This window comes from Janthinobacterium sp. SUN118 (assembly GCF_030397695.1).
Lineage (GTDB): Bacteria > Pseudomonadota > Gammaproteobacteria > Burkholderiales > Burkholderiaceae_D > Janthinobacterium.
The window spans coordinates 432616-456814 of sequence record NZ_JAPUBV010000004.1 but is presented as its reverse complement, the minus strand read 5'-3'; the positions used below and the strand labels follow the sequence as shown (position 1 = coordinate 456814).

The following is a 24199-nucleotide window of genomic DNA, read 5'->3' as shown; positions in this document are numbered from 1 at the left end:
TTTCTTTTTGGGGACAGGATGAAGCATCGTTTGATGGCCGGCCTGGGCGCGCATGCGCTGGGCTGCGTGCTGTTTGTCTTTTTGAGCTGGCTGGGTTTTTACCTGTACACGCAGCTGTTTGGCGCCCTCGGTTCGCGCGGCGTGGCTGGCGGGCTGGCGCTGCTGCTGGTGTTCTACGTGTATGCGGGCACGAATGTGCTGCTGGCGCTGCTGCCGCCTGGCCGCTGGAAGCCAGTGCTGTGCGGCTTGCTGGGCGCGGCGGTGCTCGCGTATCTGCTGCCGCAGCATCCGCTGCGCGCCATCTACTTCAGCGTGCTCTCGGGCGGCTTGAGCTGGCTGGCCGTGCGGGCCAGCGCGCGCTTACATCGTTTCTTGCGCAGCTGACAGGCTGGCGCAAAATGCGATGACCGCATCGGCGGCCGCCTGTGGCGCCGCCTGCAGCAGCATGTGCGGCGCGGCGATGTCCAGCAGCTGCGCGCCGGGCGCCAGGCGCAGGATCTGCAGGGCGTTTGCCGGCGGCACCAGGCGGTCATGGCGCGCGCGCAGATACAGCACCGGCAAGCCGCCGCGCGCGAAGCTGCGCGAGGCGTCCGTTTCCAGCACGGCGCGCAGGCGCTGGCGCAGCACGGCGGGCGGCACCTGTGCCAGGGCGTCCGCCAGTTCCGCCTGCAGGGCCGGCGTAGAGTAGGGCGCCAGCAGCGCCTGGCGCAGCGCGATGCCGGGCAGGGCGCCGAAGGGTACAAGGCCCAGCAGGTGGCGCAGCGGCGCCAGCAGGGGGCGCGGATTGCGCACGAACGAGCAGCACAGGATCAGGGCGCGCATGCCGGGCGGCGGATCGGCGCGCAGGGCGGCGCCCAGCGGCCCGGAAAACGATTCGGCCAGCACGACGAAGGGACGGTCCCGCGGCAGCCGTTCGCGCACGAACGCTTCCAGCGCCGGATAGTCGAGCGGTGCGGCAGGGTAGGCGATGGAGAGGCGGTCCATGGCCGTTTGCGCGTGCAGGGCCGCATCAAAACGCCGGAACAGCTGGCCCGTGCCATCCATGCCGGGCAGCAGGACCAGAAGGGGGGAGGCGTGTGCAAGTGTCGTCATCGCGGCCATCATAGCAGCCGGCGGCGCCCTTGCGCCGCGCGCCAGCCGCACGGCATGGGCGCTGGCGCCATGCTAGAATCCCCGACAGGCCACGCGTGGCCGGAATAACGGGTAGATCCCGGGCAGACAGAAACATGCATATCACTTTATCGAACTATCGCTCCATGGGCGGCGCCTTGCTGGTGGCCGCCAGCCTCCTTTCCCCAGCCGCGCATGCCACGGCGGCACCGTCGGCGCCAGCGGGAAAAACCCTGTCTACGCTGCTGGCGCGCGGCCCCTTGCCGCGCCTGAGCGAGGATGCGCAGGTACGCGCCGCGCTGTTCGATTTTTTCGGCTATGCGCGCGGCAGCTACACGGAAGATGATGAGCTGCTGCTGGAGCAGGCGCTCGAAGCGATCAGCGAAAAGCGCGACGCCACGCGCACCGTGCTGCCCGATGGCCGGCAGTTGCTGGCGTCGATGAATGACCGCAACCAGGGGCGTGAACGGGGCGCCATGCTGCTCGACAAGCGCGGCGCCCTGATCGCCTTCGGCCTCGTCAACGGCCATTGTCGCCTCGAAGGGCGGCCGCTGGCCAAGACCTGCAATCCCGATCCGAACGCCGTGCTGACCGTGTTTCACCGCAAGGGCATGCTGGTCGACGAAGCGGCGCCGCTGCTGGCGTGGGCCAGGCAGCTGCCGCCGATGCTGGCGCTGATCGCCGCCGACAAGGAAGCGGGCGCCGACGGGCAAAAGATCGCCAGCGTCGAATACGTGCTGGCGCGCCCGGCCCTGCCAGGCTGGAACCGCGCGCAGTTGCCGCCCGCGTTTCCGCCGGCGCTGCTGCCGCTGCTGCTCGATAAATCCACGGTGCTGACATCGGCCGGCGCCGGCGTATTTGCCTATCCGCTCACCCTCAAGGGCAAGAAGCAGAACAATGTGCTGGACCAGGCCGAAGGCCGGCCGCCACGCGACCTGGAAGTGGCGCTGCGCAGCTATGCCAGCTTCGACACCGTGGTGGAACTCTACCGGCAGATGGCCAAGGGCGCCAGGGTGCAGCGCAACGAGCGCACCGCCTACCTCGATGGCGACATGGGGCAGGGCAGCTACCGCGTCTACATCCGCAATACGGGCACGGACGGCGTGATGATCGACGTCGCGCTATGGCAGCGCAAGCTGGCTGCCAGCCGCTGATGTCAACGCCGTTTTCAACACGCTGTTTTCAATAGTAGGGCGCCTTGGCGTAACCGAGCTGCGTCAATTGCGCGTCGATTTCCTTATCGCGCTGTCTTTTCCCCGTCCCAAAGCTGAACTGCCGCAGTGCGCGCGGCAAGCCCTCGGCCACCAGCATGTCGAAATCGAGCTGCGTCTGGCTCACCGCCAGGGCGCGTAGCGCAGGCAGTGCCGCGACGCCGCGCAAGCGCAGCAGCGTCTTGCAGTTGCGCAGAACCAGCCATTCGAGCATCGGATTGGCGCCCAGGCTGATTTCCGTCAATTTGATCTGCTCTTCCACCGATAGCCGCGCCAGCAGTGGAAAGCGGCCAATATCGCCCAGGTTTTCCATTCCCCGCACGCGTACCACTTCCAGCTCTTCCAGCCGCGGCGCCGTGACGTGGGCGATCGATGCGCGTCCACCGAGGATGAAGCGCAGCCGCGTCAGCGCCGGCATGGCGCTGACGAAGTCCACCTCATCCCTGCTCTTGATCTGCGACAGCGATAGTTGCGTCAGCGCGGGCAGGGCCGTGATGGCGTCGATGTTTTTCGCGTGGCCCGTCGTGTGCAGCTGCGCCAGCTGCGGCCAGTGCCGCAGCGGCGCCAGGTCGATCTGGCCCTTGCCCGTTTCGCCCAGGCTCAGTGCTTCCAGGCCGCGCAGGGTGTCCAGCGCCAGGATATCGAGTTCGGCCAGGTGATGCACGCCCAGGTGCAGGCGCTTCAAGCGGCCCAGCTCGCCCAGCCGCTCGAGGTGAATGGCGCGCATGTGGCAGTCGAGCGACAGGTTGACGGCATGCGGCAGCGCGCGCAGCACGTCGGCGTCGAACGGTTCGGCACTGGCGCCGAAAAAGCGGATTTCCAGCGCCGGCCCGCAGGTGGCGGCCAGTGCGTCGAGGTCGGCCAGCAGCGGCGCCGGCAAGCGGTCCTGCGTAAACTGGACGGTGACCTGCTCGCCGTTGCCGATCAGCGTGCGGATGGCCGCCGCGTCGATGCGCGCGGGCTGGTGGATGCGGTGTTGGGTGGGAGGCTGGTACATGGGGTGATTCCTGTGCGAGAAGAGCGCTGCCTTACAGGCGCGCGTTGCTGTAGCCGCGCTCCGCCAGCTGCGCCGCGATGGCGTCGTCGCGTGTTTTTTTGCCCGTGCGCAGGCGCACGTGCGTCAGCGACGCGGGCAGATCCTGCAGCAGCGCGTCCACGTCGAGCAGGGTTTCCGATGCCGACAGCTGGCGCAGGGCAGGCAGGGCGGCAAGGCCGGGCAGGCTGTCGAGCGTTTTGCAGGTGTGCAGGTTCAGGCGTTCGAGAGCGGTGTTCGGGCCCAGCACGACCTGGCGCAGCTTGATCTGGTCTTCCACCCATAGCGCCTGCAGTAGCGGGAAGCGGCCGATATCGCCCAGCTGCTGCAGTCCTCGCACGCGTATCACTTCCAGCTGTTCCAGCAATGGCGCTTCGATGTCCGCCAGCGATTCGCGGCCGCCCAGCTGTAGTTTCAGCTGCCGCAGGCGCTCCATGCCAGACACAAAATCCAGCGCCACCTTGTTCTTGATGCGGTACAGCGACAGGTCATGCAGCGCCGGCAGGCCGGCCAGGGTGTCGATGTGCTGGTGGTGGCCTTCGATGGTCAGGCTGGACAGGTGTGCATAGTGGCGCAGGGGCGCCAGGTCGATATTGTCCTTGGCCGATTCGCCCAGATGCAGGTGCTCGAGGCCGCGCAAATTCTCCAGCTGCAGGATGTCGGCTTGCGCCAGCTCGTACACGCCCAGGCTCAGGCGCTTCAGGTGGCGCAGCTCGCCCAGGGTTTCAAGATACAGGGCGTTGCGGTGGCAGTCGATGGACAGGCTGGCCACATGCGGCAACGCGCGCAGGATGCGGGTATCGAACACCCGCGGGTCGTAACCGTAGATACGGATGGTCAGCGCCGTGCCGCAGGTGGCGGCCAGGGCGTCGAGGTCGGCCAGCAGCGGCTCCGGCTCGCCCAGGGTATTGAACTGCACCAGCACCTGCTTGCCATCGGCGATGGCGGCGCGGATCGCCGTGGCGTCGATGTGCTCGGGGTTCTGGATGCACTGCGGTCGTGTTGCTTGCGTCATCGTCACAGTCCTATGGGGTAGCTTACCTGCCTGGGGGGCGGACAGCCTTCCGGCCCCGGGAAGGTCTGCTTGCCCGTGTCGTCGTAGCGCTTGCCGCACGCGACGAGCACGCGCTGGCGGAAGGTATAGATGCTGGCCACCTTGCCGTTCGGGTGGTAGCAGATATTGTCGCCATCGCGGTCGGCTGAAGCGTAGCTGATCATCGACTCGCTATTCACCGTGCGCGTGCTGTGGCCGCGGCGCGGTTCCGTGCATTTGAGCTGGCCGCTTTCGTAATATGCGTTGACGACGGAGGTGTCGGCCGCGCGGTCGACCAGCAGTTCGTCCTTGCGCTTGCCGTTCGGGTAGTTCGAATAGCCTTCCTGGCGCTGGCCGTACTGGAAGGCGTAGTAATACTGCGGCTTGCCGTCCGGGTAGTACATGTGATGGTATTCGCACACGTCGTCGCGCGTGCTGCCGTACTCTTTGAAGGTGCAGCGGTGGATGTCGTTGAGCAGCTGGCCGTCTTCATAGTATTCGCGCAGGTGCGTGAGCAGGCGGCCCTGGTCGATGACGGCCAGGCGCTCCGGCTTGCCGTTTGGGTAGTAGCGCGCGTCCAGGCCCTGTTTCTTGCCGTTGTCCCACAGCGTATCGAGGCGCAGGATCTTGCCGCTGTCGTCGAACGCCTGCTCGCGCCCGTCGAGCTGGCCGTTGCGGAAGGTGGCCGTGTAGACGACGTACTCCTTGCCGGCCGGGCCAAGGTAGCGCGTGCGCGCGCCATCGAGCACGCCGGCCTGGTAATGGTCGCGCAGGCGCAGCGCGCCGCCGGCGTCCGTGTCCAGCGCCTCGCCCTGTTTTTTGCCTTTCACAAAAGTGACGCTTTGCGTGGCCTTGTCCTTGAGCTTGAGTTTCCAGGGGCCGTCGCGCAAGCCGTCGATGAAGCTGCCGTCGCCGTCTTCCGTGATCCACGGCCCATGGCGCGCGCCGTTGACGTAGTTGCCATGCGTTTGCAGCTTGCCGGCCATGCGGCGTTCGTGCGGGCCATTCAGCTGGCCGCCCGCGTAGGTATCGAAACCCGTCACTTCGTCTTCGTCGGCATAGTTGACGACTGTCCAGCGGCCTTCGCGCTTGCCGGCCCGGTACATGCCGCTCTCGCTTTGCTTGGGATAGTCGAAGTGCCACAGGCCTTCTCGCAGGCCGTTGACGAAATGGCCTTTCTCGCTGCCTTCGTGCATGCCTTCACGCACCCACAGGCCCTGGCGCTTGCCTTTCACGTACTGGCCGCGCTCGACGACCGTGCCGTCGTCCCAGGCCAGGCTGTAGATGACGGACGGGCCGTCCTCGCTGCCCGTGAATTGCCGCGGCGCCGTTTCCCACGTCACTTGCCACAGGCGGTAGTTGGGCAGGATGCCGGCGCCCGCGTCGCTGTACAGCGTGTAGCTGGCCGTCAGGAAGCGCTCGCCCTTTTTCTCGAAGGTTTTCTTGTAGGTGATGGCGTCCTTGGCGCCTGCCGCCACGGGCGTGCCATCGTCGCTGTAATAGCCGACCACCGTGCCTTGCGTATGGTCGATGGCGTCGAAGTCCGCATTGCCGCTCTTGCCCCGGGCGACGCTGTAGTCCATCGGCGCCAGCCTGGCCAGCGCCGCCTTGACCTGGCCCGCGTTGGGACTGGTGCCTTGCGCCACGATGCGGTTCAGCGCCGGCTGCAAGCCGTCCAGGCGCCGGTATTTGCCGGAACTGCGGTCGTAGCGGTAGGCGCGCAAGCCGTTCTTGCCGTCCTGGCGGAACAGCACCAGCATGGTTTGCACGCTGCTGTCCGATTCCTTGTCCAGCGAGGCGTAGAAGACGGAGCGGATGGCGGCGTTGCCGAACCGGTCGAGCGGCAGGGTTTTCGCGCTGGCGCCCGTGCATTCGCAATAATAGCCGTTGACGCCATCCTTTTCCTTGAGGAAGGCGATGTCCAGGCCGCTATCCTGCGAGGCGGCAATGGCGGGATGGGCGAGGATCTTGCCTTCGTAAAAAGGCGCGCCGTGGGCCAGCGCAGAACAGAGGAGCAAAGGCAGAAGCAGACGTTTCATCGTGAGGCTGGCGCCGGGGCGCCGCAATGGAAAGGCCACGATTCTGCCTGCGTTCTTCCTTGTGGGCAAATGCGCGCGCGTATCGTGTGCGCTGCGCGCCCTGGCCGTCAGTGCTGGTGCACGGCGCAGAACTCCAGCAGCATCCGCTCGCCTTGCGGCCAGGGGCCGTAGCCGGCGTCGCCGTTGATATGGCCGGCGTCGCCGATCAGGGTGAAATCGCTGCCCCAGGCGCTGGCAAAGGCTTGCGCGCGCGCGACGCTGACATAGGGATCGTCGCCGCTGGCGAGCACCAGGCTGGGAAACGGCAAGGCTTGCAGCGGCATGGGGGCGAAGCCCGTCGTGCCTTGCGGGTAAGAGGGCGCTTCCACGTCGCTGGGCGCGACCAGAAAGGCGCCGGCGATCCGGTGCGGCGAGCCGCTGGCAGCCCAGTGGGCGACCAGCGCGCAGGCCAGGCTGTGCGCCGCCAGCACGGGCGGGCGGGGACAGGCGGCGATGGCGCGATCGAGCTCCGTCACCCATTCGTCCCTGTCCGGCGCCTGCCATTCGCGGTGCGGCGCGCGCGACCAGTCGGGGTGGCGCGCCTCCCAGTGGGTTTGCCAGTGCTGCGGCCCGGAATTCCACAGGCCGGCCAGGGTCAGGACGAGAGGCGACATCATTTCTCCTATTAACATGCCTGACAAAATCGTAGCGAGCGGCAGTGCGTTGTAGCCGGGATGCGCAGCGGTGCGCATGCACAGCGAGCATCGCCGGCCGCAAGGCGCGCCGCGCGGCAGATTTGGTCTGGCAGTTTTATAACTCAGTGCGAAGGGCGAACAGTTCCGGGAACAATACCACGTCGAGCATCTTGCGCAGGTAGCTGACGCCGGCCGTGCCGCCCGTGCCCGTCTTGAAGCCGATGATGCGCTCGACCGTCGTCACGTGGCGGAAGCGCCAGAAGCGGAACGCCGTCTCCAGGTCGACCAGCTTTTCGGCCAGTTCGTACAGCGCCCAGTGTTTCGACGGGTCGCGGTAGACTTCCAGCCACGCCGCCTTCACGGACGCGTCTGCGCTGGTCGGCAGGGTCCAGTCGGCATCCAGGCGTTCGGGGGCGATATGCAGGCCGCTGCGCGCCAGCAGCTTGATCGATTCATCGTAGACGGATGGCGTGCGCAGGGCAGAGTCGAGCACTTTGTAGGTGTCGGGCGCCGTCGTGTGCACGTTCAGCAGGGCCGCGTTCTTGTTCCCCAAAATGAATTCGATTTCGCGGTACTGGTAGGACTGGAAACCGGACGAGGCCCCCAGGTAGGGACGGATGGCCGTGTACTCGGGCGGCGTCATGGTCGCCAGCACGTCCCACGCGTGCACCAGCTGGTCCATGATGCGCGCCACGCGGGCCAGCATCTTGAAGGCGGGCGCCAGCTCGCCGTTTTGCAGGTTGGCGCGCACGGCGTGCATCTCGTGCAGCATCAGCTTCATCCACAATTCGCTGGTCTGGTGCTGCACGATGAACAGCATCTCGTTGTGGTTGGGCGACAGCGGATGCTGGGCCGTCAGGATGCGGTCCAGCGCCAGGTAGTTGCCGTAGCTCATGGACTCGCTGAAATCCATCTGTGCGCCATGCCACTGCGCGTCCTGGCCGCCGGCATGCATGGGGCAGCCGCTGGTATTGTCCTTGTTCATATTCTTCTCGTCGCTCATGGGATGGTTCAGGTGACCGCGTCGCGCTTGGCGGCGATGTCGTACGCTTGCGTGTCGAGGATGTCGCGCAGGATCTCGACGGCATCCCAGACGTCGGTAAAGCTCGTGTACAGGGGCGTGAAGCCGAAGCGCATGATGGCCGGCTCGCGGTAGTCGCCAATGACGCCGCGCGCGATCAGCGCCTGCATCACGGCGTAGCCGTGCGGATGCGTGAAGCTGACCTGGCTGCCGCGCCGCGCATGTGCGCGCGGCGTGACGAGCCCCAGCGGGTGGCTGGCGCAGCGCTGTTCGACGAGGGCGATGAACAGGTCCGTCAGGGCCAGCGACTTGCGGCGGACGGCCTCCATGCTGGTTTGCGCGAAGATCTCCAGGCCGCATTCGACGAGGGCCAGCGAAACGATGGGCTGCGTGCCGCACAGGGCGCGTTTGATGCCGTCGGCCGGCGCGAAGGAAGGATCCATGGCGAACGGCGTGGCGTGGCCCCACCAGCCGGACAGGGGCTGGCGGAAGCGGGCCTGGTGCTTTTCCGGCACCCAGATGAAGGCGGGCGAGCCGGGGCCGCCGTTCAGGTACTTATAGGTGCAGCCGACGGCCAGGTCGGCGCCGGCGCCATTCAGGTCCAGCGGCACGGCGCCGGCCGAGTGGGCCAGGTCCCACAGCGTCAGCGCGCCTTGCGCGTGGCAATGGCTGCTGACAAGGGCCATGTCGTGCTGGTAGCCGGTACGGTAGTTGACGTGCGTGAGCATGGCGACGGCGCACTCGGCATCGATGGCCTGCGCCAGTTCCTCGGGGCTGTCGACGAGGCGCAGCTGGTAGCCGCGGTCCAGCCAGGCGGCCAGGCCTTGCGCCATGTACAGGTCGGTAGGGAAGTTGCTGCGTTCGCTGACGATGACGCGCCGCGCCGCGCGCGCCGGATCGGATGCCTGCATCTGCAGGGCGGCGGCCAGGGCCTTGAACAGGTTGACGGAAGTGGTGTCGGTGATGGCCACTTCGCCCGTTTGCGCGCCGAGCAGCGGGGCCAGGCGGTCGCCGAGGCGCTTGGGCAAGTCGAACCAGCCGGCCGTATTCCAGCTGCGGATCAGGTCCGTGCCCCACTCGGCCGTGATGACTTGCTGGGCGCGGGCCAGGGCCGCCTTCGGCCGCGCGCCGAGCGAGTTGCCGTCGAGATAAATCACGCCGGCGGGCAGGTCGAACTGCAGGCGCAGGGGCGCCAGTGGGTCATCGAGGTCGCGCGCAGTGCAGTCTTGTCGAGAAGTCATGGTGGCTTTCATATTGATACTTATCTGGATGGCATGATATTGCTTGAGGCTTAAAGTATCACGCGAGAGCAGCAGTGTAGCAAATCCCGGCAGGAAAGCGCGATTGCCGGCGGCGGCGGGCCACGGAAAAATGCGCGCTTGCGGGGCGTCAACGAAAAAAATCACGCTTTTTAAAAATATTTTCAAAAAACCCTAAAGTTCCTCCAAACGCCGCCGTCAATGAATACATGACACGCGGAAATCCGCCGAACAAGAACCGCAGGTTTTTTTAAATATTTTTTAAAAAAGGCCTAAAGTTCTCGTCGGAGCTGCCGTTACATAGGTAGATGGGCTTGATTCAGGTCAAGCTGTTGTAAAAAAGTGATATTTATTGCAGGTCAAAAGTCAGCTGATTCTGACCCCTTGCATACTTCCGGAATCCGCGCCGTTGCTGGCGTGCGACCCCCATTGAGCGGTGTTTGTCAGACAAACACCTACGCTCCTGCCCGCCATTCCCCGACCAAAAATACAGCGCTACGCCTCTGTTGCGTTTGATGTTGCTCCTGCAGAATGTATCTCACTGGCAACAAACAACGCCAGCTGAATTCAACGGATTGAGGAGATGGAAATGACTGCTAACGATATGATGGCTGAGATTCGCGACGCTAACCTGAGCTACCTGATGCTGGCTCAGCAAATGATTCGTGCAGACAAGGTAACGGCCATCTTCCGTCTCGGCATTGCCGCTGAAATCGCCGAATTGATCGAAGGCATGAGCAACGCGCAAATCCTGAAGCTGGCTGGCGGCAACATGATGCTGGCCCGTTTTCGCTTCGACGACAGCGCCATCCTTGGCATGTTGACGAACTACAATAAAGACCGCTCGCTGGCCCAGTCGCACGCCGCCATCCTGATGGCAGGCCAGGGCGTCGAAGAAATCGCATAAGGTTCCCGGCAAAGCGCCCATGGCGGCGTTGCCTTGCCTCGCAGTACATTCTTACCGTTTTCGGCAACGCGGCTTGCCCTGAATATTTTTGCCGGCAACCTTCAGTCAGCATCAGTCACATCCGGAGTAGTCAGCATGGCCAAGAAAAGTGTCGTATCGGAAGCGCAGGAAATCCAGCTGGCCATCGAATTGATACAGCTTGGCGCCCGTTTGCAATTGCTGGAGACCGAAGTCTCGCTGTCGCGCGAACGCCTGTTGAACCTGTACAAGGAATTGAAGGGCGTCTCGCCGCCGAAGGGCATGCTGCCGTTTTCCACCGACTGGTTCATTACCTGGCAACCGAATATCCATTCCTCGCTGTTCATCAATATCCACAAATTCCTCGTCGACCACGCCGGCGCCACCGGCATCGAGGCGGTGATGAAGGCCTACAAGCTGTACCTGGAGCAGATGCCGCCCGAAGCGGGCGAAGAGCCGCTGCTGTCGCTGACCCGCGCCTGGACCCTGGTGCGCTTTTTCAGCAGCAAGATGCTGGACATGGCGCCTTGCGGCAAGTGCGGCGGCAAGTTTGTCGTCAATTGCCTCGACCTGAACGCCGATTATGTCTGCGGCCTGTGCCACATGCCTTCGCGTGCCGGCAAGACCAAGAAGGCGCGCGACGAGGCGGCCGCGGCAGCGCCGTCCGGCCTGGCTGCCTGACACCATCCTCCCCAACATATATATACAGTGAATGCCGGAGCCGGTCGCGAGACCGGACTCCGGCTTTTTCATGGCGCTTTCGCCGTACACTGGCGCTTTCCCTTTCGAGCTTGCCCACATGCTGCAACAAATCCTGCGCGCGCCCGCGCTCAAGGCGATCCTGATCCAGGTACTGGCCTTTCCCCTGATGCTGTTGCTGGTGTATGCCCTGGCGCGCCTCGGTGTCGCCATGTCGCTGCTGGCCGTGGCCGGCGTGCAGGGTGCGCTGGCGGCGATCATCACCTGGCGCGCGGGCCTGGCGCGCTGGTGGTGCGCCATCGGCCTGCTGTTCGCGCCGGCCCTGCTGGGCGCCAGCCAGCTGGACTTGCCGCCTGCCGTCTTCCTGGTCGCCTTTGTTTTCCTGTTGAGCCTGTATTGGTCCACGTTTCGCACGCAAGTGCCGTTCTATCCGTCGGGTCCGAAAGTATGGCAAGCCGTGGCGCAGCTGATCGCCGGGCGGCCCGGCGTGCGCCTGGTCGACATCGGCAGCGGACTCGGCGGCCTGGTGCTGGACTTGGCGCGGCGCCGTCCCGACGGGCATTTTGCCGGCATCGAACTGGCGCCGCTGCCGTGGTTGGTGAGCCGGCTGCGCGCGCGCGCCGGCGGCAGCCGCGCGCGCTTCCTGCGCGGCGATTACGCGGCGCTCGATTTCAGTGCCTACGACGTGGTGTTTGCCTACCTGTCGCCGGCCGTCATGTCGGCCCTGTGGATTAAGGCTGAAGCGGAAATGTTGCCCGGAAGCATGCTTCTTAGTTACGAATTCAAGATTGCGGCACGCGAACCCGATAAGACCATTGCCGCCACAGAGAGTGGCCCCTTGCTCTACATATGGTGCTTTTAAGCAATTGTCTGCGTTATTTGCTTGCCCGGAGGACAATCTCACGTTATTGTAGTTCCACACAGCATTTTGTTGGATTTGGGTTGAAAAGCGGGGCATTTCAATCTACCTTTGGTTACATTTTTTGCCGCTGTTCCCCGCCCGTGGCACAGCCTCCGGCTGCAGGGAACTGGTTTGAGCATGCCGGGCGCGTCAGCCCGGCCCTATTTGGGAGTCAGGGCACTTGTTAGTCATAATCGGATACATCGTCGTCTGCGCCTCGGTTTTTGGCGGTTTCGCGCTGGCGGGCGGCCATCTGGCGGCGTTGTTCCAGCCGGTGGAGCTGCTGATGATCGGCGGCGCCGCCCTGGGCGCCTTCCTTGTTGGTAACAATAACAAGGCCATCAAGGCCACCCTGGCGGCCCTGCCGACCCTGTTCAAGGGATCGCGCTATACCAAAGAGCTGTACATGGAGCTGATGTCGCTGCTGTTCGAAGTGCTCAGCAAGGTGCGCAAGGAGGGCTTGATGTCGATCGAAGGCGATATCGACAGCCCGCAGGAAAGCCCGCTGTTTTCCAAGTATCCGGCCGTGCTGGCCGACCACCATATCGTCGAGTTCATGACCGATTACCTGCGCCTGATGGTATCTGGCAACATGGACGCGTTCCAGATCGAAAACCTGATGGATAACGAGATCGAGACGCACCATCACGAAGGCGCGGTGCCGGCCCACGTGATCGCCAAGGTGGGCGACGGCTTGCCCGCTTTCGGTATCGTCGCCGCCGTCATGGGCGTGGTGCACACGATGGAATCGGTGGGCATCCCGCCGGCCGAGCTGGGCATGCTGATCGCGCACGCGCTGGTCGGCACCTTCCTCGGCATCTTGCTGGCCTACGGCTTCGTCGGTCCGCTGGCCAGCCTGCTCGAGCAGAAGCTGGAAGAGTCGAGCAAGATGTTCCAGTGCGTGAAAGTGACCCTGCTGGCCAGCCTGAACGGCTATGCGCCGGCGCTGGCCGTGGAATTCGGCCGCAAGGTGCTGTTCTCGACCGAGCGTCCGACGTTCAACGAGCTGGAAGAGCACATCAAGAAATCGAAAACGAAGTAAGCAGTGAAGACGCGTACAGATACCATGAGTCAATTGCAGTGCAGGGAAGGGGAACGCCATGGCCGATGAAGGCATGCGCCCGATTATCGTCAAGCGCATCAAGAAGACGGCTGGCGGACACCATGGCGGGGCGTGGAAAATCGCCTACGCCGACTTCGTCACGGCCATGATGGCCTTCTTCTTGCTGATGTGGCTGCTTGGCTCGACGTCGAAGGGCGACTTGAACGGCATCTCCGAATTCTTCAAGACGCCGCTGAAGGTGGCGATGGCAGGCGGTTCCGGCAGCGGCGAGAGCAACTCCGTGATCCAGGGCGGCGGTCAGGACCTGTCGCGCCAGGATGGCCAGGTGCGCAAGGCGCAGGAAGAGCAGCAGCGCAAGTCGTTCGACCTCAATTCGGCCAAGGCCGCGCTCGAACGCGAGGAAGGCCGGCGCCTGCAGGCGCTGAAGGCGCGCATCGAAGCGACCATCGACGCCAATCCCCTGCTGAAAAAATACAAGAACCAGTTGCTGCTCGATATCACGAGCGAAGGCTTGCGCATCCAGATCGTCGACGAGCAGAATCGTCCGATGTTCGCCCTGGCCAATGCCAACTTGCAACCGTACACCAAGGAAATCCTGCATGCGATCGGCTTCGTGCTCAATGAAGTGCCGAACCGCATCGGTCTGTCCGGCCATACGGATTCGACGCCCTACATGAGCGACGCCGGCTACAGCAACTGGGAACTGTCGGCCGACCGCGCGAATGCGTCGCGGCGCGAACTGGTGATCGGCGGCATGAATGAAGACAAGGTCCTGCGCGTCGTGGGACTCGGTTCGGCTGCCCACCTGGACAAGCTCGACCCGTTCAACCCGATCAACCGGCGCATCAGTATCATCGTCATGAACAAGCGCACGGAAGAGAACGTCCTGCGCGATGGCTCGGCGATGGAGCTGCCGGTGACCGATGCCGCCAGCGCCGCAGTCGCCTCGGGGCTGGTGGCCGGTTCGCCGCCCCCCGCGGCGCCCGCCCCCAGCCCGGCAGCGGCGAAAAAATAACACGCAAGGCCGTCAACGCGTGGTGTATTGAAACAATGAGACCTTTATGACAAGAAAGAAAATACTTGGCTCGCATGTAAAGCGCCTGTTGTCTGGCGTGTCGGACCATGGCCGCAAGCACTTGACGGAGGTGGAAACCGACCTGGTGCAGACCGGCATCTTGCTGGAAGAGGCGATCGAGAAGCTGTCCTTCAATTTCATGGCCATCCACGCGGCCGTCGCGGCGCAGCAGGACACCATCGCCATGCTGCTCGAAGGCGGCGTGCCGCCGGAGGAGCAGCGTACAAGGCTGCTGGCGCTGCAGGACGAGGTGGGCGGCTATGTCAACGCCGCCATCACCAGCCTGCAATTCCAGGACATGACCAGCCAGCTGATCGAGCGCACCCTGAAACGGGTGACGGGCTTGCGCGAGTTCCTCGGGACGTTGGGCTCGCATGGCGCCGAGATGTTGCCAGAGAGCGATAATGAAGAAATTGTCGCCCTGCTGGGGCGGGTCAGCATGGCGCTGGCGATTCAAAGCCTGGAGTTGCGCAGCGTGCTGCGCAAGGCTGTCAGTCAGCAGCATTTGGAAAGTGGCGACATCGAGCTGTTCTAGCATGCCAGTGCGGAACGCTTGCGGTTGCATGGATTGATTAATCAAATACTCGGGCAGGATGCCCGGAATAAGTGGGAGCAAAGATGGCCAAAACGATACTTGCAGTGGACGATTCCAGCTCATTGCGCCAGATGGTGGCGTTCAGCCTGAAAGCCGCCGGTTACCAGGTGGTGGAGGCCGTCGACGGCCAGGATGGACTGGAAAAAGCCAAGCTGCAAACCGTGGACCTGGTGCTGACGGACCAGAACATGCCGCGCATGGACGGCCTGGAGCTGATCAAGCTGCTGCGTGAACTACCGACCTACCAGAAGGTACCCATCCTGATGCTGACGACGGAGTCGTCGGACGAAATGAAGTCGAAGGGACGTGCCGCCGGCGCCAATGGCTGGCTGGTCAAGCCGTTCGATCCGCAACGCCTGATCGAGGTGGTCAAGAAGGTGATCGGCTGATGCCAGCCGCGCAGCGCAACGATGCAATTGACGGAGTCACCATATGACCATCGATATTAGCCAGTTTTTCCAGGTCTTTTTCGATGAGGCCGAGGAACTGCTGGCTGAAAAGGAACGGCTGCTGCTGGCCGTCGATATTGCGGCGCCCGACGCCGAAGACCTGAATGCGATTTTCCGCACCGCCCATTCGATCAAGGGCGGCGCATCGACGTTCGGCCTGAGCGACATGAGCGAGGTGACGCACATCCTCGAGTCGCTGCTCGACCGCATCCGCCAGGGCCAGATGGCCCTGACGGCGGAACACGTCGACGCCTTTTTGGCCGCCAAGGACATCCTCAAGATGCAGCTTGACGGCCATCGCCTGGGCAGCGCCGTCGACCAGGACGCCGTGGCCAATGTGCGCATGATGCTGCAGTCGTTCTCGCAGGACGTGCCGGTGGCCGCGCTCACGCCCGTGGCGCCAGCCTTCCATACGGCGGAAAAGGAAGCCGTCAGCCATGCCGGCGGCCAGCGCATTCGCCTGGAACTGCCGGCCATGGAGCAGCGCGAAGTCGATGCGCTGGCGGCCGAACTGGGCTTGCTGGGCGACGTGGCGGTGTCGGCGCTGCCCGACGCGCGCAGCGTGCTGGAAGTGACGACGCATGAAAGCCTGGACGATATCCTGGCCATCTGCTCGTTCGTGCTCAATCCGGACGACATGGTGATCACGCAGGCGCCGCCGCTGGCGCCAGGCGAAGCCGATGCGGCCCGCGCGGCGCAGGAAAAGGCGCAGGGCTATGGCTTCTTCGACCCCTTGCCCGGCCTTCCCGCCGCGCAGGCGGCAGCAGATCCGGGCTACGGCTTCTTCCAGCCGATCGAGGAAATCCGCGCCGCCGCGCAGGGCGAGTCCAGCGATGCCCAGCGTGGCTATGGCTTCTTCCAGCCGCTCGAACAGATCCGCGCCGATGCCGCCAAGGCCGGTGCCGCCACTGCCGGCGCGGCCATCGTGCAAGCCGTGGCCAGCCTCGTGGCCGAAGTGGAGCAGGACAAGAAGCCGTCGAAGAAAGAGGGCGACAAGGCGGGCGCCGAATCGTCGTCGATCCGCGTCTCGATTGAAAAGGTCGACCAGCTGATCAACCTGGTGGGCGAACTGGTGATCACGCAGGCGATGATCGAGCAGCGCGCCGGCGCGCTGGACCCGATGCTGCATGAAAAACTGCTCGACAGCGTCAGCCACCTGACGCGCAACACGCGCGACCTGCAGGAAGCGGTGATGTCGATCCGCATGATGCCGATGGATTTCGTCTTCTCGCGCTTCCCGCGCATGGTGCGCGACCTGGCGACGAAACTGGGCAAGAAGGTCGACTTCATCACGAATGGGGCGGCGACGGAACTGGACAAGGGCCTCATCGAGCGCATCGTCGATCCGCTCACGCACCTGGTGCGCAACAGCATCGACCATGGCGTGGAAATGCCGGCCGCCCGCGTGGCCGCCGGCAAGACCGAGGCGGGCCGCTTGTTCCTCTCGGCCAGCCACCAGGGCGGCAACATCATCATCGAAGTATCCGATGACGGCGCCGGCCTGAATCGCGAACGCATCCTGGCCAAGGCGCAGCAGCAGGGGCTGGACGTGTCCGAGAGCATGAGCGACGCCGAGGTGTGGCAGCTGATTTTCGCGCCCGGCTTTTCCACCGCCGAAGCGGTCACCGACGTGTCGGGCCGCGGCGTGGGCATGGACGTCGTCAAGCGCAATATCAGCGCCATGGGCGGCGTCGTCGACATCCGCTCGGCGAAGGGCTTCGGCACGACGATTTCCATCTCGCTGCCGCTGACCCTGGCCATCCTGGACGGCATGTCGATCCGCGTCGGCGACGAAGTGTATATTTTACCGCTGGGCTTTGTCATCGAATCGCTGCAGCCGGCCGTTGAAGACATCAAGGACATCGCTGGCCGCGGCCAGGTGGTGAAGGTGCGCGGCGAATACCTGCCACTGATCCCGCTGTACCAGATGTTCGACATCGCGCCGCGCTTCACCAGTCCATCGGAAGGCATCTGCGTGATCCTCGAGACGGAAGGGCGCAAGGCGGCGCTGTTTGTCGATGACCTGGTCGGACAGCAGCAGGTCGTGGTGAAGAACCTCGAATCGAATTACCGCAAGGTGGTGGGCATTTCCGGCGCCACCATCCTGGGCGATGGCGGCGTGTCGCTGATTCTCGACGTCGCCGCCCTGATCCGTTCCTCTCGTCAGCTGGCTGACGAGTCCATTTTTTCGTAACACCGATAGATAAAAGATAGGAAACCACCATGTCAGATACTCAACAAACATCCGGAAGCAAACCGGGCGACGGCAAGGACATCGCCGGCCGTGAATTCCTGGCCTTCACCCTGGGCTCCGAAGAGTACGGCATCGATATCCTGAAGGTCCAGGAGATCCGCGGCTACGAAGCGGTGACCCGCATCGCCAACGCGCCGGAGTTCATCAAGGGCGTGATCAACCTGCGCGGCATCATCATTCCCGTGGTGGACATGCGCATCAAGTTCAACCTGGGCACGCCCGTGTACGACCAGTTCACGGTGGTGATCATCCTGAACATCGGCGGCCGCATCGTCGGCATGGTGGTCGACAGCGTTTCCGACGTCACCACGCTGACGCCGGAGCAGGTGAAGCCGGCGCCGGAAATGGGCACGGCCTTCTCGACCGATTACATGATCGGCCTGGGCACCATCGACGAGCGCATGCTGATCCTGGTCGATATCGACAAGCTGATGTCGAGCAGCGAGATGGGCCTGATCGACAAGCTGGCGGCGTAAGCGGCAGCAAGGCGGCGCCCGGTGCGCCGCCGTTTGACCACGCAAAGAATCACTACAGATATGCATGTACCGGCGCGGGAAAGCAATCCTCGGGAAATTATTGTGAATTTATGACGAACAGAACCGGATGCCGTGCAAGGCGCCTGCAGCTAGCAGTGCGCGCACTGCTAGCTGCGGGCAACACCGCACGGCGCCGGTTACGGAAGTCAGAAGTCAGAATAATTTATTGGGGGTTGCTTACTTGAGGCGCGCCGGCAGGCTGCAAGGTCCGTCAGAGACCCGGCCATAACACGGTACCGCACGGTTGAGCGGGCGCCGTTCACATAAATATTGGAGACTGTAATGAGTTTGCGCGATTTCAAGATAGGTACGCGGCTGGGCATCGGTTTTGGCAGCATCCTCGCCATCCTCGTGGTGGTAGTGGTATCGGCCAATGCCCTGAACTACCGCAACAAGGCCGAGCTGTTGTCCGGCCTGGCGCTGGCCGGCGAGAAAAATACGCAGGCATCGCTGATGAAAAGCGCGATGCTGGAAACGGGTATTGCCATGCGCAATATCGGCTTGCAGGGCGATGTCGGCCTGATGCAGGCGGAAGAAGGCAAGGTGCGCGAGCACCGCAAGCTGTATGACGGCGCGCGCGACAAGCTGGCCAGCCTGGGACTGTCCGACAGCGAGAAGGCGCTGCTGGCCAATATCGCCAAGGCCGACGGCGAAGTCGATGCCGCCTTCAAGGAGGCGATGGGGCAAGTGCTGGCGTTTAACAGCGAGGGCGCGGCGAAGGTGATTGCCACGCGCATCGACCCGCTGAACAAGAAGACGCTGGCCGATATCAACAAGCTGCTCGACTTGCAGCATGTGGCGCAGCAAAGCTTCATGGATGGTTCGCTGGCGGCCGATGCGCGCCTGATGACGGTGCTGCTGATCCTCGGCGGCGCGGCCGTGGCGATCGGCGCCTGGTGCGCCGTGTTCATCACGCGTTCGATCACTGTGCCGCTGTCGGGCGCCCTGGCCGTGGCGCAGAAAGTGGCGGCGGGCGAGCTGACGTCGCACGTGGTGGTCGAGGGCAAGGATGAAACGAGCGCACTGCAGCAGGCGCTGAAGGACATGAACGAGAGCCTGGTGAAGACCGTCAGCGACGTGCGCAACGGCACGGACACGATCACCGTGGCCTCGCGCGAAATCGCCAGCGGCAATGCCGACCTGTCGGCGCGCACGGAAACGCAGGCCAGCTCGCTGGAAGAGACGGCGTCGTCGATGGAAGAACTGACGTCGACCGTGAAGCAGAACGCGGACAATGCGCGCCAGGCCAACCAGTTGGCCGTGTCGGCATCGTCGGTGGCGGAGCAGGGCGGCAGCGTGGTGGCGCAGGTGGTCGACACCATGGGTTCGATCAAGGACAGTTCGCGCAAGATCGTCGACATCATCGGCGTCATCGACGGCATCGCGTTCCAGACGAACATCCTGGCGTTGAATGCCGCGGTGGAGGCGGCGCGCGCGGGCGAGCAGGGCCGCGGCTTTGCGGTGGTGGCGTCCGAAGTGCGTAATCTGGCCCAACGATCCGCCGGCGCAGCGAAAGAGATCAAGGGCCTGATCGGCGACTCGGTCGACAAGGTCGATGCGGGCAGCCGCCTGGTGGACGAGGCGGGGCAGACCATGGGCCTGATCGTCACGTCGATCCGGCAGGTGGCCGACATCATGGGCGAAATCACGGCGGCAACGCAGGAACAGAGCCATGGCATCGAAGAGGTCAACCAGGCCATCGCGCAGATGGACCAGATGACGCAGCAAAATGCGGCGCTGGTCGAGGAAGCGGCGGCGGCCGCCGAAAGCATGCAGGATCAGGCGCAGAAACTGGCCGACGCCGTCAGCATCTTCAAGCTCGATGGCGACGGCATGGCGCCGCAGGCACCGCTTGCGGCGCCTGCATCCGTCAAGGCGGCCGTGGCGCGCCCGGCCCTGAAGGCGGCGGCGACGAGTACACGGCGGTTGGCAAAGGCGGCGCAAGCCGTTGCGCCGGCGCCGGCGAAAAAGCTGGCGGCAGCCGGCGGCGATGACTGGGAAGAGTTCTGACGCCAACCCGGTCCCGCTAGGTAGCATTGCAAAGGCATTGTTCAGAGTAGTCATAGAGAGGTAAAAACAAATGCCGCAAACTAAAACGGATTCGGTCAAGGAGTTTGACTTCACCGGCAAGGACTTCGAGCGGGTTCGGGCCATGATTTACAAGCGGGCCGGCATCGCGCTGGCCGACAGCAAGCAGGAAATGGTCTACAGCCGCCTGGCGCGGCGTCTGCGCGCGACGGGCATTTCCTCGTTCGTCCGCTACCTGGACGACCTGGAAGCGGGCCGCATGGGCGACGAGTGGGAAGCGTTCACGAATGCGCTGACGACGAACCTGACGTCATTTTTCCGCGAGGCGCATCACTTCCCGCTGCTGGCCGAGCATGTGAAGAAGCTGAGCGGGCCGATCACCATCTGGTGTTCGGCCAGTTCCACCGGCGAGGAGCCGTATTCGATCGCCATGACGGTGTGCGAGGCCTTCAATACGCTCACGCCGCCGGTCACCATCATCGCCACCGATATCGATACGAATGTGCTGGCCACGGCCGCCAACGGCGTCTACAACCTGGACCGGCTCGACAAGATGCCGGCCGACCGCGCGCGGCGCTTCTTCTTGCGCGGCAAGGGCGATCGCGAGGGGCAGGTCAGGGTGCGCCCCGAGTTGCGCCAGATGATCACGTTCAAGCCGCTCAACCTGCTGGCCGACAGCTGGCCCCTGACGGGGCAGTTCGACGTCATCTTCTGCCGTAATGTGATGATTTATTTTGACAAGGCGACGCAGCGCAAGATCCTGACGCGCTTTGTGCCGTTGATGAAGCCAGATGCCCTGCTGTTTGCCGGCCATTCGGAGAATTTTCTGTACGTGTCGGATTCATTGAAGCTGCGCGGTAAAACAGTTTATGAGCTCGACCAGCCACGGGGCAGCGTCCCCAAGGCATCGTTGCATCGTACATGAGAGTGAGATATGAGCCTGGAACCCAAAGAGCAATTTGCCACTAACGTCTATTACGACAGGACGTTCAATTGTGACGCCGCCAAGATCCTGCCTGGGGAGTATTATTTCACCAACAAGGACATGCTGATCGTCACCGTGCTCGGCTCCTGCGTCTCTGCCTGCATCCGCGACCGGGTCACGGGGCTGGGCGGCATGAACCATTTCATGCTGCCCGACGGCGGCAGCGATACCAACAGCCCGATCTCGGCCTCCATGCGGTATGGCACCTACGCCATGGAGATCCTGATCAATGACTTGCTGAAGGCGGGAGCACGGCGCGAGAACATGGAAGCGAAGGTGTTTGGCGGCGGCGCCGTGCTGCGCGGCTTCACGGCGATCAACGTCGGCGAGCGCAATGCGGCTTTCGTCATCAATTACCTGAAGGCGGAGAAGATGCGCGTGGTGGCGGAAGACCTCAACGACATCCACCCGCGCAAGGTGTACTTCTTCCCGCGCAGCGGCAAGGTGCTGGTGAAAAAGCTGATGCAGACGCATAACGACACCCTGGTGCGCCGCGAGCTCGATTACGCCAGCCGCCTCAAGGTGGCGCCGGTCGGCGGCGAGATCGAACTGTTCTAAACGCCGGACCAAACCTGCTGCGCGTCGCGCTTTGCGGCTTTCGATGCGCACCGTGCCCCGGCACGGTTGCGCTTCTCGGCCACAGTTCGCAGCCGCTCGCGGCGGTTTTGTCAGGCGTTCTTACCGATTAAGAATAAGGGCCGCAAGGCCTGGAAGGATAACTATGAAGATCAAAGTTTTGATCGTGGATGATTCGGCGCTGATCCGCAGCGTGATGACGGAAATCGTCAACAGCCAGCCCGACATGGAAGTGGTGGGCGCGGCGCCCGATCCGCTGGTGGCGCGCGAGATGATCAAGCAGACCAATCCCGACGTGCTGACGCTGGATGTCGAGATGCCGAAGATGGATGGCCTGGACTTCCTGGAAAAGCTGATGCGCCTGCGCCCGATGCCGGTGTTGATGGTGTCGTCGCTGACCGAGCGCGGTTCGGAAATCACCATGCGCGCGCTGGAACTGGGCGCCGTCGATTTCGTCACCAAGCCGAAGATCTCGATCCAGAGCGGCATGCGCGAATACACGGACATGATCGCCGACAAGATCCGCGCGGCTTCCAAGGCGCGCATCCGCGCACGCACCTTGCCGTCGGCCAGCGACAAGACGGCGGCGCCGCTGCCAGCCTTGCGCAGCCCTTTGACGTCGAGCGAAAAGCTGATCATCGTGGGCGCCTCCACGGGCGGCACGGAAGCGATCCGCGAATTCCTCATGCAGATGCCGTCCGATTGCCCCGGCATCCTGATCACGCAGCACATGCCGGAAGGGTTTACGCGCTCGTTCGCGCGCCGCCTCGATTCGCTGTGCAAGATCTCGGTGCAGGAAGCGGCTGGCGGCGAGCGTATCCTGCCTGGCCACGCGTATATCGCGCCCGGCCATTCGCACCTGACCCTGACGCGCAGCGGCGCCAACTACATGACCAAGATCGACCAGGGCGAGCCGGTCAACCGCCATCGCCCGTCCGTCGACGTGCTGTTCCGTTCGGCCGCGCAATCGGCTGGCAAGAATGCCGTCGGCGTGATCCTCACCGGCATGGGCAAGGATGGCGCGCAGGGCATGCTGGAGATGAAGACGGCGGGAGCGTATAATTTTGCCCAGGATGAAGCCAGTTGCGTCGTCTTCGGCATGCCGCGCGAGGCGATCGCCATCGGCGCCACGCATGAGGTTGGCGCTTTGACGGCGCTGCCTGGCATGGTGCTGGGACACCTGGCTGCGCATGGCATGCGCGCTTTGCGCGTGTAAGCCACGTTTTATATGATCTGCGGCAAGTTTGTTCGCCTAAAAGCAACGAAAATGCTATCCTATAACTTGCTGCCGTAGTGTCGACCATAATGTCGGCATTCATGTCGATATTATTAACAAACCGCTACAGAAACAACGGAGTTATTCATGGCTGATCCAAAGATGAAATTTTTAGTCGTTGACGATTTTTCGACGATGCGCCGCATTGTCCGGAATCTGTTGAAGGAACTGGGTTATGCCAACGTCGACGAGGCGGAAGACGGCGTGATGGGCCTGGCCAAGCTGCGCGCGGAATCCTACGATTTCGTCGTCTCGGACTGGAACATGCCCAACATGGACGGCCTGACGATGCTGCAGCATATCCGCGCCGATCCGGCACTGGCCAAACTGCCCGTGCTGATGGTCACCGCCGAAGCGAAAAAGGAAAACATCATCGCCGCCGCCCAGGCTGGCGCCAGCGGTTATGTCGTCAAGCCGTTCACGGCCGCGACCCTCGATGAAAAACTGAACAAGATTTTCGAGAAACTGGAAAAGGCTGGCGCCTGATTACGGCTTGCCACGCTTGAAAAAAACGCTGCCAGTGCGAACTGGCAGCGTTTTTTTTTCGTCGTCTGCCTCAGGCGGCAGCGGGGATGGACAGCAGGTCGTCGATGCCGATGCGGCGGGCAAAGCTGATGCGCACCTGTTCAGCCACTGCCGATACTTCCTGCGCGCCGTCGCCGATAAAGTCGATCACCGTGCGGAACGGCCGCTGGCCGGCGGGCAGGCCCACGACGCGCACGATTTTCTCGGCCACGGCCAGCGGGTCGGCATCGTCCGGCGTCAGGGCCGACAGGCGCGCACCCACCTCGTCCATCAAGCTGTCATAGCGCGCGTACGCGGCGCTGGTCGCCTGGTCGGCCGGCTTGCCCGCGTTCGGGAAGTGCGCCGTGCCGCGCGTAAAGGCGCCCGGCGTGACGATGGACGTCTCGATGCCAAAGCGCGTCAATTCATACGACATGGTGACGGCGATGGAATCCATGGCCGCCTTGGCGGCCGCATACGGCCCCATGAACGGCGGAAAGCCGCCGCGCGTGGTGGTGCTGCTGATCCACAGCAGCAAGCCGCTGCCTTGCGCCCGCATGGCGGGCAGGGCGGCCTTGTTGACGCGCTGGGCGCCGATCACGTTGGTGTCGAAGACGTGCTGGATCTCTGCCGGCGCAAACGCTTCCATGGGGCCGGTGACGAGGCCGCCCGCATTGTGGACGACGACGTCCAGCCGGCCCTGTTCGGCCAGGATGGCGGCGATGGCGGCATCTGCCGACGCTTGCGACAGCACGTCCAGTTCCAGCGCGCGCAAGTCGGCGCCACGGGCCGTGGCGTAGTCGCGCAATTCCTGCACGCGCGGCCCATTGCGTCCCAGCGTGTCGCGCATGCTGGCATAGACCGTGTGGCCGGCGGCGGCCAGCGCGCGGGCGGAGAGGGCGCCGATGCCGGTCGAGGCGCCCGTAATCAGAATGACTTGTTGCATGATGGAT

Annotated in this window: 24 protein-coding genes; 16 read left to right on the top strand and 8 right to left on the bottom strand. The window is 63.7% G+C overall.

Annotation, left to right across the window (positions count from 1 at the left end):
* The first annotated feature begins 18 nt into the window (after window positions 1-18).
* Window positions 19-384: a hypothetical protein gene (locus O0880_RS23840; RefSeq protein WP_289889103.1), complete on the top strand. Its 366-nt coding sequence runs from the start codon at window positions 19-21 to the stop codon at window positions 382-384.
* Here the strand turns inward: O0880_RS23840 and O0880_RS23835 are convergent.
* Complete coding sequence (locus O0880_RS23835; protein WP_289889102.1) at window positions 361-1092, bottom strand: alpha/beta hydrolase; 732 nt, start codon at window positions 1090-1092, stop codon at window positions 361-363. The two genes, O0880_RS23840 and O0880_RS23835, sit on opposite strands and share 24 nt — an antisense overlap.
* Before the next feature lie 134 nt (window positions 1093-1226).
* Between O0880_RS23835 and O0880_RS23830 the strand changes: the two genes are divergently transcribed.
* Window positions 1227-2264, top strand: coding sequence for a hypothetical protein (locus O0880_RS23830; RefSeq protein ID WP_289889101.1), 1038 nt, complete (start codon window positions 1227-1229; stop codon window positions 2262-2264).
* Window positions 2265-2292: 28 nt separating this feature from the next.
* Here the strand turns inward: O0880_RS23830 and O0880_RS23825 are convergent, their stop codons facing one another.
* From O0880_RS23825 to kynU, 6 genes are all read right to left on the bottom strand, one after another.
* Window positions 2293-3318 carry a hypothetical protein gene (locus O0880_RS23825; RefSeq protein ID WP_289889100.1) on the bottom strand — a complete coding sequence of 342 codons (1026 nt, stop codon included), beginning with the start codon at window positions 3316-3318 and terminating at the stop codon, window positions 2293-2295.
* Between the two features lie 31 nt (window positions 3319-3349).
* On the bottom strand, window positions 3350-4369 hold the full coding sequence (locus O0880_RS23820) for a hypothetical protein (protein WP_289889099.1): 1020 nt from the start codon (window positions 4367-4369) through the stop codon (window positions 3350-3352).
* A 2-nt stretch (window positions 4370-4371) separates the two neighbouring features.
* Complete coding sequence (locus O0880_RS23815) at window positions 4372-6426, bottom strand: hypothetical protein (protein WP_289889098.1); 2055 nt, start codon at window positions 6424-6426, stop codon at window positions 4372-4374.
* A gap of 107 nt (window positions 6427-6533) precedes the next feature.
* Entirely contained in the window at window positions 6534-7082 is a 549-nt protein-coding gene (locus O0880_RS23810) for an alpha/beta hydrolase (protein WP_354669904.1), read from the bottom strand.
* A 133-nt stretch (window positions 7083-7215) separates the two neighbouring features.
* Window positions 7216-8103: a tryptophan 2,3-dioxygenase gene (gene kynA / locus O0880_RS23805; RefSeq protein ID WP_071324474.1), complete on the bottom strand. Its 888-nt coding sequence runs from the start codon at window positions 8101-8103 to the stop codon at window positions 7216-7218.
* Window positions 8104-8111: 8 nt separating this feature from the next.
* Window positions 8112-9362, bottom strand: a complete 1251-nt coding sequence (gene kynU / locus O0880_RS23800; protein WP_289889097.1) for a kynureninase — start codon at window positions 9360-9362, stop codon at window positions 8112-8114.
* A 607-nt stretch (window positions 9363-9969) separates the two neighbouring features.
* Here kynU and flhD point away from each other — a divergent pair.
* From flhD to cheY, 14 genes are all read left to right on the top strand, one after another.
* Window positions 9970-10287 (top strand): flagellar transcriptional regulator FlhD, encoded by a 318-nt coding sequence (flhD, locus tag O0880_RS23795; RefSeq protein WP_034758381.1) that lies wholly within the window; start codon window positions 9970-9972, stop codon window positions 10285-10287.
* A 135-nt stretch (window positions 10288-10422) separates the two neighbouring features.
* Window positions 10423-10986, top strand: a complete 564-nt coding sequence (gene flhC, locus O0880_RS23790) for a flagellar transcriptional regulator FlhC (protein ID WP_071324473.1) — start codon at window positions 10423-10425, stop codon at window positions 10984-10986.
* 118 nt (window positions 10987-11104) lie between these two features.
* On the top strand, window positions 11105-11866 hold the full coding sequence (locus O0880_RS23785; protein WP_289889095.1) for a class I SAM-dependent methyltransferase: 762 nt from the start codon (window positions 11105-11107) through the stop codon (window positions 11864-11866).
* A gap of 220 nt (window positions 11867-12086) precedes the next feature.
* Window positions 12087-12947 (top strand): flagellar motor stator protein MotA, encoded by an 861-nt coding sequence (gene motA, locus O0880_RS23780; RefSeq protein ID WP_071324472.1) that lies wholly within the window; start codon window positions 12087-12089, stop codon window positions 12945-12947.
* A gap of 58 nt (window positions 12948-13005) precedes the next feature.
* A complete protein-coding gene (gene motB, locus O0880_RS23775) occupies window positions 13006-13983 on the top strand; it encodes a flagellar motor protein MotB (protein ID WP_289889094.1) in 978 nt (325 codons plus the stop codon).
* Between the two features lie 46 nt (window positions 13984-14029).
* Window positions 14030-14578 carry a chemotaxis protein gene (locus O0880_RS23770; protein WP_071324470.1) on the top strand — a complete coding sequence of 183 codons (549 nt, stop codon included), beginning with the start codon at window positions 14030-14032 and terminating at the stop codon, window positions 14576-14578.
* A gap of 83 nt (window positions 14579-14661) precedes the next feature.
* Entirely contained in the window at window positions 14662-15027 is a 366-nt protein-coding gene (locus tag O0880_RS23765) for a response regulator (RefSeq protein WP_034758362.1), read from the top strand.
* Window positions 15028-15070: 43 nt separating this feature from the next.
* Entirely contained in the window at window positions 15071-17281 is a 2211-nt protein-coding gene (gene cheA, locus O0880_RS23760; protein ID WP_289889091.1) for a chemotaxis protein CheA, read from the top strand.
* A 29-nt stretch (window positions 17282-17310) separates the two neighbouring features.
* Complete coding sequence (locus tag O0880_RS23755; protein ID WP_071324468.1) at window positions 17311-17817, top strand: chemotaxis protein CheW; 507 nt, start codon at window positions 17311-17313, stop codon at window positions 17815-17817.
* Between the two features lie 342 nt (window positions 17818-18159).
* Entirely contained in the window at window positions 18160-19887 is a 1728-nt protein-coding gene (locus O0880_RS23750) for a methyl-accepting chemotaxis protein (protein ID WP_289889090.1), read from the top strand.
* 70 nt (window positions 19888-19957) lie between these two features.
* The gene (locus O0880_RS23745) at window positions 19958-20830 is read left to right on the top strand and encodes a CheR family methyltransferase (protein ID WP_071324466.1); all 873 of its coding nucleotides are present in this window, start codon (window positions 19958-19960) and stop codon (window positions 20828-20830) included.
* Between the two features lie 9 nt (window positions 20831-20839).
* A complete protein-coding gene (cheD, locus tag O0880_RS23740; RefSeq protein ID WP_071324465.1) occupies window positions 20840-21448 on the top strand; it encodes a chemoreceptor glutamine deamidase CheD in 609 nt (202 codons plus the stop codon).
* Between the two features lie 163 nt (window positions 21449-21611).
* On the top strand, window positions 21612-22682 hold the full coding sequence (locus O0880_RS23735) for a chemotaxis response regulator protein-glutamate methylesterase (RefSeq protein WP_071324464.1): 1071 nt from the start codon (window positions 21612-21614) through the stop codon (window positions 22680-22682).
* Between the two features lie 147 nt (window positions 22683-22829).
* Window positions 22830-23228 carry a chemotaxis response regulator CheY gene (gene cheY / locus O0880_RS23730; protein ID WP_010396677.1) on the top strand — a complete coding sequence of 133 codons (399 nt, stop codon included), beginning with the start codon at window positions 22830-22832 and terminating at the stop codon, window positions 23226-23228.
* Between the two features lie 70 nt (window positions 23229-23298).
* Here the strand turns inward: cheY and O0880_RS23725 are convergent, their stop codons facing one another.
* Window positions 23299-24192 (bottom strand): SDR family NAD(P)-dependent oxidoreductase, encoded by an 894-nt coding sequence (locus O0880_RS23725; protein WP_289889088.1) that lies wholly within the window; start codon window positions 24190-24192, stop codon window positions 23299-23301.
* Between the last annotated feature and the right edge of the window lie 7 nt (window positions 24193-24199).